Source organism: Arenivirga flava (genome assembly GCF_030161575.1).
In the GTDB taxonomy this organism is placed as follows: Bacteria; Actinomycetota; Actinomycetes; order Actinomycetales; family Microbacteriaceae; genus Arenivirga; species Arenivirga flava.
This window is the reverse complement of sequence record NZ_BSUL01000001.1, coordinates 1,811,931-1,827,046: the sequence shown is the minus strand read 5'-3', so window position 1 is coordinate 1,827,046 and position 15,116 is coordinate 1,811,931. Positions and strand designations below refer to the sequence as shown.

4 protein-coding genes are annotated in these 15,116 nt (G+C 70.3%); all 4 read left to right on the top strand.

Translation table 11 applies throughout. The features are described 5' to 3' along the window. The first annotated feature begins 86 nt into the window (after nt 1–86). Nucleotides 87–3,575, top strand: a complete 3,489-nt coding sequence (rpoB, locus tag QQK26_RS08785; protein WP_284231867.1) for a DNA-directed RNA polymerase subunit beta — start codon at nt 87–89, stop codon at nt 3,573–3,575. Nucleotides 3,576–3,619: 44 nt separating this feature from the next. Next, nucleotides 3,620–7,498, top strand: coding sequence for a DNA-directed RNA polymerase subunit beta' (gene rpoC, locus QQK26_RS08780; RefSeq protein ID WP_284231866.1), 3,879 nt, complete (start codon nt 3,620–3,622; stop codon nt 7,496–7,498). 357 nt (nt 7,499–7,855) lie between these two features. Next, a complete protein-coding gene (locus tag QQK26_RS08775; RefSeq protein ID WP_284231865.1) occupies nt 7,856–8,986 on the top strand; it encodes a serine/threonine-protein kinase in 1,131 nt (376 codons plus the stop codon). Then, nucleotides 8,986–15,087: an Ig-like domain-containing protein gene (locus tag QQK26_RS08770; RefSeq protein ID WP_284231864.1), complete on the top strand. Its 6,102-nt coding sequence runs from the start codon at nt 8,986–8,988 to the stop codon at nt 15,085–15,087. The genes QQK26_RS08775 and QQK26_RS08770 overlap by 1 nt, the downstream gene beginning before the upstream one ends. Nucleotides 15,088–15,116: the final 29 nt, after the last annotated feature.

Genomic DNA, 15,116 nt, shown 5'->3' with positions numbered 1-15,116 from the left:
ACCGAGGTCCTGGCGAGTTCTCGTTCGAAACCCACACGACGGTCCGACAGTGACGGGCTCCACGGAGCCCCACGGAGGTTATTTCCTTGGCTGCTGCGCGCAACGCATCGACCCCCACCCCCAAGAACGGACGGAACGCCTCGCGGCTCTCGTTCGCCAAGATCCGCGACACGCTCACCGTGCCGGACCTGCTCGCCCTCCAGACGGAGAGCTTCGACTGGCTCGTCGGCAACGACGTCTGGAAGGGTCGCCTCGCCGACGCCCAGGCCGCCGGTCGCACCGACGTCGCCGTCAAGAGCGGCCTCGAGGAGATCTTCGAGGAGATCTCGCCCATCGAGGACCTCGGCGAGACCATGCAGCTCTCGTTCACGAACCCCTACCTCGAGCCCGAGAAGTACTCGATCGAGGAGTGCAAGGAGCGCGGCAAGACCTACGCGGCCCCGCTCTACGTCGAGGCCGAGTTCATGAACCACATGACCGGCGAGATCAAGACCCAGACGGTCTTCATGGGCGACTTCCCGCTCATGACCGAGAAGGGCACCTTCGTCATCAACGGCACCGAGCGCGTCGTCGTGTCGCAGCTCGTCCGCTCGCCCGGCGTGTACTTCGAGCGCGCCCAGGAGAAGACCTCCGACAAGGACATCTACTCGGCCCGCGTCATCCCGAGCCGCGGAGCCTGGCTCGAGTTCGAGATCGACAAGCGCGACCAGGTCGGCGTGCGCATCGACCGCAAGCGCAAGCAGTCCGTCACCGTCTTCCTCAAGGCCCTCGGCCTCACCAGCGAGGAGATCCTCGCCGAGTTCCCCGGCGTCGAGTCGATCGCCGCGACCCTGGAGAAGGACGCCATCCTCACCAAGGAGGAGGCGCTCAAGGACATCTACCGCAAGCTGCGTCCGGGCGAGCAGGTCGCCGCCGAGGCCGCGCGTGCGCTGCTCGACAACTTCTACTTCAACCCGAAGCGCTACGACCTCGCGAAGGTCGGCCGCTACAAGATCAACCGCAAGCTCGGCATCGACGCGCCGCTGAGCGACTCGGTGCTGACGGTGCAGGACATCGTCGCGACGATCAAGTACCTGGTGTCGCTGCACGAGGAGAAGTCGTCGCTGAACGGCACCCGCGACGGCAAGCCGGTGGAGATCCGCCTCGACGTGGACGACATCGACCACTTCGGCAACCGCCGCATCCGCGCGGTCGGCGAGCTCATCCAGAACCAGGTCCGCACCGGTCTGTCCCGCATGGAGCGCGTCGTCCGCGAGCGCATGACCACGCAGGACATCGAGGCGATCACGCCGCAGACCCTGATCAACGTGCGCCCCGTCGTCGCCGCGATCAAGGAGTTCTTCGGAACGTCGCAGCTGTCGCAGTTCATGGACCAGAACAACCCGCTCGCGGGCCTGACCCACAAGCGCCGCCTCTCGGCGCTCGGCCCGGGTGGTCTGAGCCGTGAGCGCGCCGGCGTCGAGGTGCGCGACGTGCACCCGTCGCACTACGGCCGCATGTGCCCGATCGAGACGCCTGAAGGCCCGAACATCGGTCTGATCGGCTCGCTCGCGTCCTTCGCGCGCATCAACTCCTTCGGCTTCATCGAGACGCCGTACCGCCGCGTCGAGAACGGCACCGTCACCACGACGATCGACTACCTGACCGCGAGCGAGGAGGACGACTTCGTCGTCGCCCAGGCCAACGCGCCGCTCACCTCGGCGATGAAGTTTGCCGACGCGAAGGTGCTCGTGCGCCGCAAGGGCGGCGAGGTCGAGCTCGTCGACGCCGGCGAGGTCGACTACATGGACGTCTCGCCGCGCCAGATGGTGTCGGTCGGCACCTCGCTCATCCCCTTCCTCGAGCACGACGACGCGAACCGCGCGCTCATGGGCGCCAACATGCAGCGTCAGGCCGTGCCGCTGGTACGCGCCGAGTCGCCGTTCGTCGGCACCGGCATGGAGACCTTCGCGGCCATCGACGCCGGCGAGGTCACCACCGCGCTGCGCGCCGGTGCGGTCACCGAGGTCTCGGCCGAGGTCGTCACCGTGATGACGGATGAGGGCGAGTACGACTCCTACTACCTCGACAAGTTCACGCGCTCGAACCAGGGCAACAGCTACAACCAGCGCGTGATCGTGAACGCGGGCGACCGCGTCGAGGTCGGCGAGGTCATCGCCGACGGCCCCGCGACGGAGAACGGCGAGCTCGCGCTCGGCAAGAACCTCCTCGTCGCGTTCATGCCGTGGGAGGGCCACAACTTCGAGGACGCGATCATCCTCAGCCAGAACCTGGTGAAGGACGACGTCCTCTCCTCGATCCACATCGAGGAGTACGAGGTCGACGCCCGCGACACCAAGCTCGGCAAGGAGGAGATCACCCGCGACCTCCCGAACGTCAGCCCGGACCTCCTGGCCGACCTCGACGAGCGCGGAGTCATCCGCATCGGCGCCGAGGTGCGCCCCGGCGACATCCTCGTCGGCAAGGTCACGCCGAAGGGCGAGACCGAGCTCAGCGCCGAGGAGCGCCTGCTGCGCGCGATCTTCAACGAGAAGAGCCGCGAGGTGCGCGACACCTCGCTGAAGGTGCCCCACGGCGAGGCCGGCACGGTCATCGCGGTCAAGGAGTTCTCGGCCGAGAACGACGACGAGCTCGGCTCGGGCGTCAACCACCGCGTGATCGTCTACATCGCCCAGAAGCGCAAGATCACCGAGGGCGACAAGCTCGCCGGCCGCCACGGCAACAAGGGCGTCATCTCGAAGATCCTGCCCGTCGAGGACATGCCGTTCCTCGAGGACGGCACCCCCGTCGACATCATCCTCAACCCGCTCGGCATCCCGGGCCGCATGAACTTCGGCCAGGTGCTGGAGACCCACCTCGGATGGGTCGCCAAGCAGGGCTGGAAGGTCGACGGCACCCCGGAGTGGGCGGCGAACCTGCCCGAGGACGCCCGCGAGGCGACCCCCGGCACCAAGGTCGCGACCCCCGTCTTCGACGGTGCGGCCGAGGAGGAGATCGCGGGGCTGCTCGACTCGACCCTGCCGAACCGCGACGGCGTGCGCCTCATCGACAGCTCGGGCAAGACCCGTCTGTTCGACGGCCGCTCCGGCGAGCCGTTCCCGCACCCCATCTCGGTGGGTTACATGTACATCCTCAAGCTGCACCACCTCGTGGACGACAAGATCCACGCCCGCAGCACCGGCCCCTACTCGATGATCACCCAGCAGCCGCTCGGTGGTAAGGCGCAGTTCGGCGGCCAGCGCTTCGGTGAGATGGAGGTGTGGGCCCTCGAGGCGTACGGCGCGGCCTACGCGCTGCAGGAGCTCCTCACGATCAAGTCCGACGACATCCTCGGCCGCGTCAAGGTCTACGAGGCGATCGTCAAGGGCGAGAACATCCAGGAGCCGGGCATCCCCGAGTCCTTCAAGGTGCTCATCAAGGAGATGCAGTCGCTCTGCCTGAACGTCGAGGTCCTTGCCGCTGACGGCACGGTCCTCAGCCTGAAGGACAACGACGACGAGGCCTTCCGCGCGGCGGAGGAGCTCGGCATCAACATCTCCAGCCGGTTCGAGTCCTCGTCCGTCGACGAGATCTGATCCGACCCACCTACGACTCGTTTTTCGAACAAGAGAGAAGAACATTGCTCGACGCAACGACTTTCGATGAGCTGCGGATCGGCCTCGCCACGGCCGAGCACATCCGCGCCTGGTCCTACGGTGAGGTCAAGAAGCCGGAGACCATCAACTACCGCACCCTGAAGCCGGAGAAGGACGGTCTCTTCGGAGAGCAGATCTTCGGCCCGTCCCGCGACTGGGAGTGCGCCTGCGGCAAGTACAAGCGCGTGCGCTTCAAGGGCATCGTCTGCGAGCGCTGCGGCGTGGAGGTCACCAAGTCCTCCGTCCGTCGCGAGCGGATGGGCCACATCGAGCTCGCCGCCCCCGTCACGCACATCTGGTACTTCAAGGGCGTGCCCTCGCGCCTGGGCTACCTGCTCGACATGGCGCCGAAGGACCTCGAGAAGGTCATCTACTTCGCGGCGTACATGATCATCGACGTCGACGACGAGGGTCGTCACGCCGACATGCCCGGCCTGGAGAACGAGCTGCGCCTCGAGATCAAGAACCTCGAGGGCCAGCGCGACGCCCAGATCGCGACGCGCATGCAGACGCTCGAGACCGACCTCGCCTCGCTGGAGGAGGAGGGCGCCAAGGCCGACCAGAAGCGCCGCACCAAGGACGGCGCCGAGAAGGAGATGGGCCAGATCCGGAAGTCCTTCGACGAGGACATCAACCGGCTCGAGCGCGTCTGGGAGGACTTCCGCACCCTCAAGGTCGGCGACCTCAAGCCGGAGGACGCCGTCTTCCACGAGCTCCAGGACCGCTTCGGCCTGTACTTCGAGGCCCACATGGGCGCCGAGGCCATCCAGAAGCGCCTCGAGAGCTTCGACCTGGCCGCCGAGGCGGAGAGCCTGCACCTGCAGATCGCCGAGGGCAAGGGTCAGAAGAAGATCCGCGCCATCAAGCGCCTGCGCGTCGTCAACTCGTTCCTGACCACCGGCGCCTCGCCGGCCGCGATGGTGCTCGACGTCGTGCCGGTCATCCCGCCGGAGCTGCGCCCGATGGTGCAGCTCGACGGTGGCCGCTTCGCGACCTCGGATCTCAACGACCTCTACCGTCGTGTGATCAACCGCAACAACCGTCTGCGCCGCCTGCTCGACCTCGGGGCTCCCGAGATCATCGTGAACAACGAGAAGCGCATGCTGCAGGAGGCCGTCGACGCCCTGTTCGACAACGGTCGCCGCGGTCGTCCCGTCACCGGCACCGGCAACCGCGCCCTCAAGTCCCTGAGCGACATGCTCAAGGGCAAGCAGGGTCGCTTCCGCCAGAACCTGCTCGGCAAGCGCGTCGACTACTCGGGCCGTTCGGTCATCGTCGTCGGCCCGCAGCTCAAGCTGCACCAGTGCGGTCTGCCCAAGCAGATGGCGCTCGAGCTGTTCAAGCCGTTCGTCATCAAGCGCCTGATCGACCTGAGCCACGCGCAGAACATCAAGTCGGCCAAGCGCATGGTCGAGCGTTCGCGTCCGCAGGTCTGGGACGTGCTCGAGGACATCATCCGCGAGCGCCCCGTGCTGCTGAACCGCGCGCCCACCCTGCACCGCCTCGGCATCCAGGCCTTCGAGCCCCAGCTCGTCGAGGGCAAGGCCATCCAGCTGCACCCGCTCGTCTGCGCCGCCTTCAACGCGGACTTCGACGGCGACCAGATGGCCGTGCACCTGCCCCTGTCGGTGGAGGCCCAGGCCGAGGCGCGCATCCTCATGCTCGCGTCGAACAACATCCTCAAGCCGTCGGACGGCCGCCCGGTCACCCTGCCCACGCAGGACATGATCATCGGTCTGCACCACCTCACGACGGTCACCGAGGGCGCCACGGGTGAGGGCCGCGCCTTCTCCTCGATCGCCGAGGCGATCCTGGCGAAGGACGAGCACACGCTCGACCTCAACGCGACGGTCAAGATCCGTCTCGAGGGCGTCTACCTCGCCGAGGACGAGGCCCCGGAGGGCTTCGAGCAGGGCGGCACGCACCTGGTCGAGACCACGCTGGGCCGCGCGATCTTCAACGAGGCGCTGCCGAAGGACTACCCCTTCGTGCAGAAGGTGGCCGACAAGGGCACCCTCTCGGCGATCGTCAATGACCTCGCCGAGCGCTACCCGAAGGTGGAGGTCGCCGCGACCCTCGACCGCGTCAAGGACGCCGGCTTCCACTGGGCCACGCGCTCCGGTGTGACCGTCGCCCTCAGCGACGTGCTCACCCCTCCCGGCAAGAAGGAGATCATCGCGGGCTACGAGGCGCAGGCCGCCAAGGTGCAGGACCAGTACGACAAGGGTCTGACCACCGACGCGGAGCGCCGCCAGGAGCTCATCCAGATCTGGACCAAGGCCACGGAGGAGGTCGCTGGCGCGATGCGCGAGAACTTCCCCGTCGACAACACCATCAACCGCATGGTGACGTCGGGTGCTCGTGGTAACTGGCTGCAGGTGCGCAACATCGCCGGTATGCGAGGCCTGGTGAGCAACCCGAAGGGCGAGATCATCCCGCGCCCGATCATCAACTCGTACCGCGAGGGCCTCACGGTCGCCGAGTACTTCATCGCCACCCACGGTGCGCGCAAGGGTCTCGCCGACACGGCGCTCCGTACGGCCGACTCGGGCTACCTGACCCGTCGTCTCGTGGACGTCTCGCAGGACGTCATTATCCGCGAGAACGACTGCGGCACGTCGAAGGGCCTCCAGATGCCCATCGCGATCGAGGTCGACGGCGTCGCGCAGCGCGACGGCGACGTCGAGAACTCGGTGTACGCCCGCACCCTGGCGGCGGCCGTGGTCGACGCCAAGGGCGAGGTGCTCGCCGAGGCCGGCGACGACGTCGGCGACGTGCTCATCGACAAGGTGATCGCGGCCGGCGTGACCGAGATCAAGGTGCGCTCCGTGCTCACCTGCGAGTCGGCGGTCGGCGTCTGCGCCGCCTGCTACGGCCGTTCGCTCGCGACCGGCAAGCTCGTGGACATCGGCGAGGCCGTCGGCATCATCGCGGCCCAGTCGATCGGCGAGCCCGGCACGCAGCTCACGATGCGCACCTTCCACACCGGTGGTTCGGCCTCGGCCGACGACATCACGCAGGGTCTGCCCCGTGTGACCGAGCTCTTCGAGGCCCGCACCCCCAAGGGTGCGTCCCCGATCTCGGAGGCCACCGGCCGGGTCACCATCGAGGACACCGACAAGCAGCGCCGCGTCATCGTGACGCCGGACAACGGCGACGAGCCGTTCGTCTACCCGGTGCTCAAGCGCGCGACGCTCCTCGTCGAGGACGGCGACCGCATCGAGCTCGGCCAGCAGCTCCAGGTCGGCGCCGTCGACCCCAAGGAGGTCCTGCGGGTCAAGGGCGTGCGCGACGTGCAGAAGCACCTCGTCGGCGGTGTGCAGGACGTGTACCGCTCGCAGGGCGTGCCGATCCACGACAAGCACATCGAGGTCATCGTCCGTCAGATGCTCCGCAAGGTCACCGTCGTCGACCACGGCGACACCGACCTGCTGCCGGGTGAGCTCGTCGACCGCTCGCGGTACAACCAGCTCAACCGTCAGGCGCTCACCGAGGGCAAGCGCACGGCGTCGGCTCGCCAGGAGGTCATGGGCATCACCAAGGCCTCGCTCGCGACCGAGTCCTGGCTGTCGGCCGCGTCCTTCCAGGAGACGACCCGCGTGCTCACGCAGGCCGCCATGGAGGGCAAGCGCGACCCGCTGGTCGGCCTCAAGGAGAACGTCATCATCGGCAAGCTCATCCCCGCGGGAACCGGTCTGCACAAGTACCGGAACGTGTCGGTGGAGGCGACGGCCGAGGCGAAGGCGGAGCGGTACCCCAACCGCATCTTCTCCGACGACTCGTCGTTCAACGAGTCCGACCTGAGCTTCGTCGACTTCGAGTCCTTCTCGAGCGACGACTACCAGCCGGGCACCTACAACTAAGCGCCGTAGGTCACGAGGGCCGTCACCGGATTCGTCCGGTGGCGGCCCTCCGTCGTTCCCGGAGCGCGATCGCTCATCCGCTCGGCCCCCTCGGGCCCTCGCGCGAGGTGGGAGTCGTCCTGCCCGCGAGGGCGCGCCGCACGGGGGACGTGCCGGCACCGGGCACCCGCAGGAGGGCCGACCCCCAGGCCGCGCAGGCGCCTCCCGAGGGCTGACCCCCCCATTGGGGGATCTAGGCTCGGCTTGCGCGGGCGGGTAGGTTCCCTCGACGGGGGCTCCATCGTGCATCCTCGTCGCCTCGAACGGCATCCCGCGCGACCGACCGTCCAACATCCGAGACCGCAGGAGGAGCAGCCCTTGGCGAAGCGCGCCACGTCGCAGCCGCCGGTCCTTCCCGGCTACAGCTTCATCCGTCCGCTCGGCAACGGCGGGTTCGCCGACGTGTTCCTGTACGAGCAGGACATGCCGCGGCGCGTGGTCGCCGTGAAGGTGTTGCTCGACGACGCGATCAACCCCGAGGTGCTGCGCACCTTCAACGCCGAGGCCGACATCATGGCGCGGCTCAGCGCGCACCCGGCCATCGTCACGATCTACCAGGCCAGCATCGCCGCCGACGGCCGCCCCTACCTGGTGATGGAGTTCTGCCCGGACACCCTCGGCGCCCGCTACCGCAAGGGCCCGCTCGAGGTGCCGGCGGTGCTCGACGCCGGCGTCCGCATCGCGGCGGCGCTGGAGACCGCGCACCGGTCCGGGCTACTGCACCGCGACATCAAGCCGTCGAACCTGCTGGTCACCACGATGGGCTCGCCGGTGCTCGCCGACTTCGGCATCGCCGCGAGCGTGAACCGTCGCGGCGACGAGCCCGAGGTCTTCGCGATGAGCGTGCCGTGGAGCTCGCCGGAGGTGCTGCAGGAACAGGTCTCCGGCTCGGTGCCCTCCGAGGTGTGGAGCCTGGGCGCGACCCTCTACACGCTGCTCGCAGGCCGCAGCCCGTTCGAGGTCGCCGAGCGCGACCGCAACCGCCGCGAGCAGCTCACCCAGCGCGTGGTGAAGGCCCGCTACCAGCGCATCGAACGAGCGGATGTGCCCGAGCGCCTGGAGGCCGTGCTCGCGCAGGCGATGGCGAAGGACCCGTCGCAGCGGTTCGCGACGATGGTCGAGTTCGCCGAGGCCCTGCGCTGGGCGCAGTACGAGCTCGGCATCCCGCCGACGCCGCTCGAGGTCGCCTCGGACCACTGGGCGGGCGCCAGCGCCCCCATCGACTTCTCGGACGACCGTCAGCGCGGCCCCGTCATCACGACCGTCAACGAGCACTCCCGCCGCGCCGCCCGCGTGCAGCAGCAGATCGACGAGCGCAGCGCGCGCGTCGCCCCGAGCCCGCGGCGCAGCGGCAGCGGCGCCTGGAAGCCGGCGCTGCTCGGCGCCGGCATCGCCACCGTCGTCCTGGGCACCGCCGCGATCGGCCTGCTCGCCTCGGGCGTGCTCTGATGACCGCACCTGCGACCGTGCGCAAACGGCGCTGGCTCGTCGGTGGCGCCTCCGTCGCCGTCGCGGCGCTGCTCGGCACGCTCATCGCGGTGTCGCAGGGCTACGACGCGCAGGAGGCGCCGCGCCTCGAGACGGGCGTGTGGGTCACCCGCGACGCCGGGCAGTACGCCCGCGTCAACACCGAGCTGGGCGAGCTCGACACCGTGCGCAGCGTCGACGACCCGAGCGGGGTCGTGCAGTCCGGAGCGGGCGGCCTCGTGCTCTCGGAGGGCATGCGCCGCCAGTGGACGGTCGACGCGGCATCCCCGATCGACCTCGTCGAGTCGGCCGCCGACGAGCCCGAGGAGGAGGACTCCGCGACCTCCGGCGGGGAGGCGACGCCGGCCGGCACCGACGAGGTCATCGCCTCCGGCGCCTGGGTCGGCTACCGCACCGAGAACGGCGAGGCCTACGTCGGTGCGCTCGGCTCCGACGGCTCGGCGCCCGCGCCCGTGCGCATCGACCCCTTCGCGGATCTCATCGACGATGACGGCCAGCCGGTCGAGCCCGAGGACCCCTACCTGGTCACCGCGCTGGCCGTCGACGACCGTGGTCTGGTGGCCGTCTACTCCGCTGCCGAGGGCGCGGTGCGCAGCTACGACGCGACCGCCGGCGAGTTCGTCGGCGAGCCCGCGGCGGTCGACGGGGCGCCCGAGGCGGATGCGCCGGTGCAGCTGGCCCTGCTCGGCGGCCGCTGGGTGCTCAGCGCGCCGACGACCGGCGAGCTGTGGATCGCCGACCGCGAGCCGCTCGAGACCGGCCTCGGCGAGTCCGCGCAGCTGCAGCAGTCGTCCTCCGAGGCTGAGCGCGTGCTGCTGGCCGACGGCGAGCGGCTGGTCGCGGTGGGGCTCGCCTCCGGGCAGCCGACCACGGTGGTCGAGGCGAGCGGCACCCCCGCGGCGCCCGTGCTCGTGGACGGCGACGAGCACGCGGCCTGGCTCACCGCATCGGGTGGATCGCTCTGGTCGTCCGATCGCGAGGGCGTCATCGACCTGGAGGGCTTGGCCGAGGAGACCGAGGACCGCCAGCTGACGCCGCGCCTGCGGAGCAACGGCGACCGCGTGGTGCTCAACGAGACCGCCACGGGGCTGCTGTGGACCGTGCCGGACGGCCGTCTCATCCCGCTGGAGCAGTGGTCGCTCGCGGACGAGACGCAGGAGGACCAGGGCACCGTGCAGGTCGACGACGTCGCCGAGCAGGAGCCCCCGGTCGCCGTGGACGACCGCTTCGGCGTGCGCGCCGGCGCCATCGTCTCGCTGCCGATGCTGCTCAACGACCACGACCCGAACGCGCGCGACGTGCTCACGATCGCGTCCGAATCGCTCGCCAGCGGCCTCAGCGATCCCGGCTTCGGGTCGCTCGGCCTCACCGGTGACGATCAGGTCGGCGTCGTGCAGGTGGCCGCGAGCGAGGGCAGCGCCACCTTCGGCTACCAGGTGACGGACGGCAGCGCGCTCTCCGAGCCGGCCCAGGTGACGCTGACGGTCGTGCCCGAGGACCAGAACACGGCGCCCGAGTGGTGCGCCGTCGAGGGCTGCACGCAGCGCTGGCCGACGCCGCAGCTGGCGCCCGGCGGCACCGTGCGGGTGCCCGTGCTGGACGGATGGATCGACGCCGAGGGCGACCCCTTCGTCGTCAGCGAGGTGATCAAGGCGGATGCGGCCGACCCCGTCACCGCGATCGTCACCGCCGACGGCGCGCTCGTGCTGCGCCACCAGGACCCGAACGCCGGCGGCGGGGTCGTGCGCCTCGAGATCGTCGTGACCGACTCCCGCGGCGCCAGCACCACGCGCGAGCTCGAGGTGACGGTGACCGGCAGCCCCGCGCTCGAGGCACCGGGCATCGCCCTGTCCATGGTGGTGGGTGCCCGCGAGTCCGTGCCGGCCGCGGAGCTGGTCACCGGCGGCTCCGGCTCCCTGCGGCTCAGCGACGCCGTCGTCGCCTCGGCCGCGGTCGAGGGCGGTCTCGGCGTCACGGCCAACGGCGCCTCCGGGGCGGTCGAGCTGAACGCCTCGACGGCCGGCCAGTACCTCGTGAACTACGCGGTGCAGGACACGGAGAGCCTCGAGGACCAGACCGGCACCATCCGCGTCACCGTCGCCGAGCAGGCGGCGACGCCGACGCTGCGCCCGCTGACGGCCTTCGTGCGGCCGAACGAGGACACCACGATCGACGTGATCTCGTCGGTGCAGAACGCCTCCGACCGGGTGCTCATGGTCGCCGACGTGACGACCTCCGATCCGAACCTGTCCGTCGACGCGGTGGGCCAGGCGCGCATCCGGCTCTCCGGCACGACCGCCGACGGCTCGCCCGGCACGATCGGCACCGCCCGCGTCAGCATCACGGACGGCGCCGGCACGACCGTGCAGGGCGCCATCACCGCGTTCCTTGTCTCGCCCTCCTCCGGCGTCGGGCCGATCGCCGTGCCCGACACCGCGACGGTGCGGGTCGGCGAGCAGATCGACATCCCGGTCACCGACAACGACGTCAGCCCGTTCGGCGAGCGCCTGCTGGTGCATCCCGAGCTCACGGGTGGTGCCGAGGCCCAGGGCGAGCTGCGCTTCGTCTCGAGCTCGCTCGTCCGCTACCTCGCGCCCGACGAGCCGGGCGTTTACACCCTGCGCTACTCGGTGCACCTCGAGAACGAGCCGCAGCGGCTCGACGCGACGTCGATCACCGTCACCGTGCTCGAGCAGGGCGTGAACCGCGCGCCGCAGCCGCCGGTGCTCGAGGGCCGCGTGCTCAGCGGCAAGAGCACCACCATCGCGGTGCTGCGCAACATCGCCGATCCCGACGGCGACGCCGTCGTGCTCGCCGGGGTCTCGCAGCCGCCGGCGGGCTCGGGCGTCGCGTCGATCTCGGCCGACGGTGCGAGCATCGTCTACAGCGCCCCGGCGGCGGGCGTGGCCGGCGGCCAGGTGCGCTTCGACTACACGGTGCGCGACGCGCAGGGCGAGCAGGCGACCGGCACCGTGCGGGTGGGCGTCATCGACGCGTCCCTCGTCGACACGGCCCCGGTCACCTACAGCGACTACGTGCGCGTGCAGGTCGGCAGCGGCGAGCCGGTGACCGTCAACCCGCTGCTCAACGACCGCGACCCCGAGCTGGGTGCGCTCGAGCTGGTGTCGATCGAGCCGAATGCGCCGCGCACGGGTTCGAACCCCGAGTACGCCCGCCTCGAGGGGCTCGTCGACCAGGCCGGCACCGCGCTGGAGGACGGCCGCGTCTCGCTGCGCGCCGGCGACCGTCTGGGCACCCACTCCTACGTCTACACCGTGCGCTCGAGCGAGTCGGGCAGCACCTCCCAGGGCTACCTCGTCGTCTCGGTGACGAGCGAGGCCGCCAGCGACCGGCCGACGGTCACCGACACCGTGCTCACGGCTCGCAATCGCCACGAGCTCACCACCGGCATCGACGTGGTGGCGGGCAAGGTGCAGTGGGCCTCCGGCGACACCGCCGCGCTCGAGCTCGAGGTGTGGGGCCCGAACGCCTCCCGCTACGCGGTGAGCGGGCACCGCATCAGCGGCGCTGCGCGCGACGGCGGCGATCTCGTGCCGTTCTCGCTGACCGGGCCGGATGCGGCGGGCGATGAGGTCGTCGCCTACGGCTTCCTGCGCATCCCCGCCTTCGACGACATGCGGGTGCAGCTGCGCACGGGCGTGCCCGCCGTCACGGTCGACGAGGAGCAGAGCGTCGACGTCGAGGTGCGCGACTTCCTCGACGTCGACGATCGCGACGACCTCGAGGTGCGCAACTCGGAGGGGCTCTCGGTGCAGCGCCCGCAGGCGAGCTGCACGGTGAACGGGGCGGAGGGCATCCGCTACGCCGCCGGTCGCGAGGCGCCCTGGAGCGACACCTGCGCCGTGCCCGTGCGGCTCGAGGGCCAGTCGTCGTGGACGATCGTGCCGGTGCCCGTGTCGATCGTGCCCGAGGACCCGCAGGCCGTGCTCGAGTCGATCAGTCTCACCGTGCCGCCGGGCCAGAGCCAGACCGTCGACCTGTACGAGGGCATGACGAGCTGGGAGGGCGGTCGCGAGGGCGACCGCGGCCTGCTCGACTACCGCGTGGCCGACGTGGGCGGAGCCTTCGAGCTCGTGCAGCAGGGCTCCTCGCTCACGATCGAGTCCAGAGCGGATGCGGTGCCGGGCACGCGCCAGGACGCCACGGTGAGCGTGTCGAACTTCGGCGGCCTGAGCGCGGCGGTGCGCCTGACGGTCGGCGCCGCGGCGCCGGATGCCCCGGACGGCGCGACCCTGCGGCAGAGCTGCACGGTGAGCCAGGGGCCGAGCTGCTCGGTCACCGTCGTGGGCGTCGGCGGCGAGTACGACCCCTTCGCCGGCAACAGCGGATCGGGGCTGCGGCTCGCGCAGGTCGGCAACGGCTCGGTGCGCTGCGCGGTCGCGACCGTCACGGCATCGAGCGAATCGCAGGTGACGGCGACCTGGCCTGGCGGCGAGCGCCCGGCCGGCGGGGAGTGCGTCGTGCCGTTCACGGTGCAGGACGCGCAGAACCGCACCGGCAGCGGTCAGCTGACCCTCGACGTGCAGGGCTACCCGCAGCGGCCGGCCTCGGTGCGCACGATCGACTACGGGCCCGACCGGGTGACGCTGGCGGTCGTGCTGGGCGAGGCGGCCCTCGCGCACCCGTCGCTCACCGGCGTCGTCATCTACGAGAACGGCAACCGGGTCGGCGACCAGAGCTGCTCGCCCGCGGGCGGCGAGTACCACTGCCGCATCGGCGGCCTGGTCAACGGCGAGCGGCACAACTACACGGCGCGGGCCGTGAACAGCGTCGGCGAGTCGCTCGACAGCTCCGCCGTGGCGACGAACGCGTACGCCGCTCCGTCGATCGAGAACGTCTCCGCGCGCCAGGCCGAGGGCTCGGTGCCGAGCGACCGCGTCGGCACCATCGAGGTCACGGTGCGCTCCGCGGCGGACGTGGGCCGCATCACCGTCACGGTGGCAGGCCAGGCGCGGCAGGAGATCCGTCAGGGCGGCACGTCGACCTACCGCTACGACAATGTGCCGGTCGGCGACCGCATCGACGTCACAGCACTGCCGGAGAGCACCTTCTCCCCACCGCGCACCGAGGGCGGCGACCGCACCGGTGCCGCGCAGAGCACAACCGTGCGCGTGGCGGGTGCGCCGCGCACCGGGCCGATCAGCCTGCAGGGGGCTGGTCAGGACTCGATCACCGTGAGCGATGCGCCATTCGACGCGAACTTCTCGGATCGCGAGCGTTCCATCGTCTACGTGGCGTGGACGGGCCGCGGCGGCGAACCCCGTTGCACCACTCGGGGCGGTCAGGCTTCGGTGGATGGAGGCATCCAGTCCGCCAGCACCACGATCTCCAGTCTCGAGCAGAACACCGACTACACGATCGGCGTCTGCGTGGCGAATGGCTGGGCTGCATCGTGGTGGGGCGGGCTGCCGGCAGGAACCTGGACGGATCCGGGAGCTCCCAGGGCCGGCGGCGGCATCGGGGCGAGCTACGAGATTGGGCAGCGGTCGGGCTTCGGGAACTCCTACACGTGGAACCTCCGCACCGGACCGAACCTGGAGAACCGCCAGCGCTTCGAGATCCGCTACAGCGTCGACGGAGCCGACGTCGGCACTGACTTCGCGCAGACCATGACGCGCCCGGGTGCGATCGCCGCGAAGTACTGCTCGACAGATCGCCGCCAGAACCAATGTTCGACGTCTGAGACGCCGATCCGCGCTGCTGCTGGCGCCCCTCAGCGACCGGTGACCGTGACGTTCTCGAACAGCTGCGCCGATGCCAGCGGCGCCGCCCCGCACGGCGTGCAGGTGTCGGAACTTGGGGCCTCGCCCTCGATCCGTACTACGGCGATTGAGAACGAGCCCTCCCTGATCAACCTCTTCACGAGGTCTTGGACGGTGGAGGCCTGGTTCATCGACGGCTACGCGTCGCTCGCGCCTGAGAATCGGAAGCTGATCTGGACGACTCCTGGCTGCGGCCCGCCTGAGCCCCCTGGAGACGACGGCGGCGACGCCGGCACCGACCCCGGTGGAACCGACCCCTCACCCAGCCCGACACCCTGACCAGCCCAGCACCAGCATCCGTCCCGGAA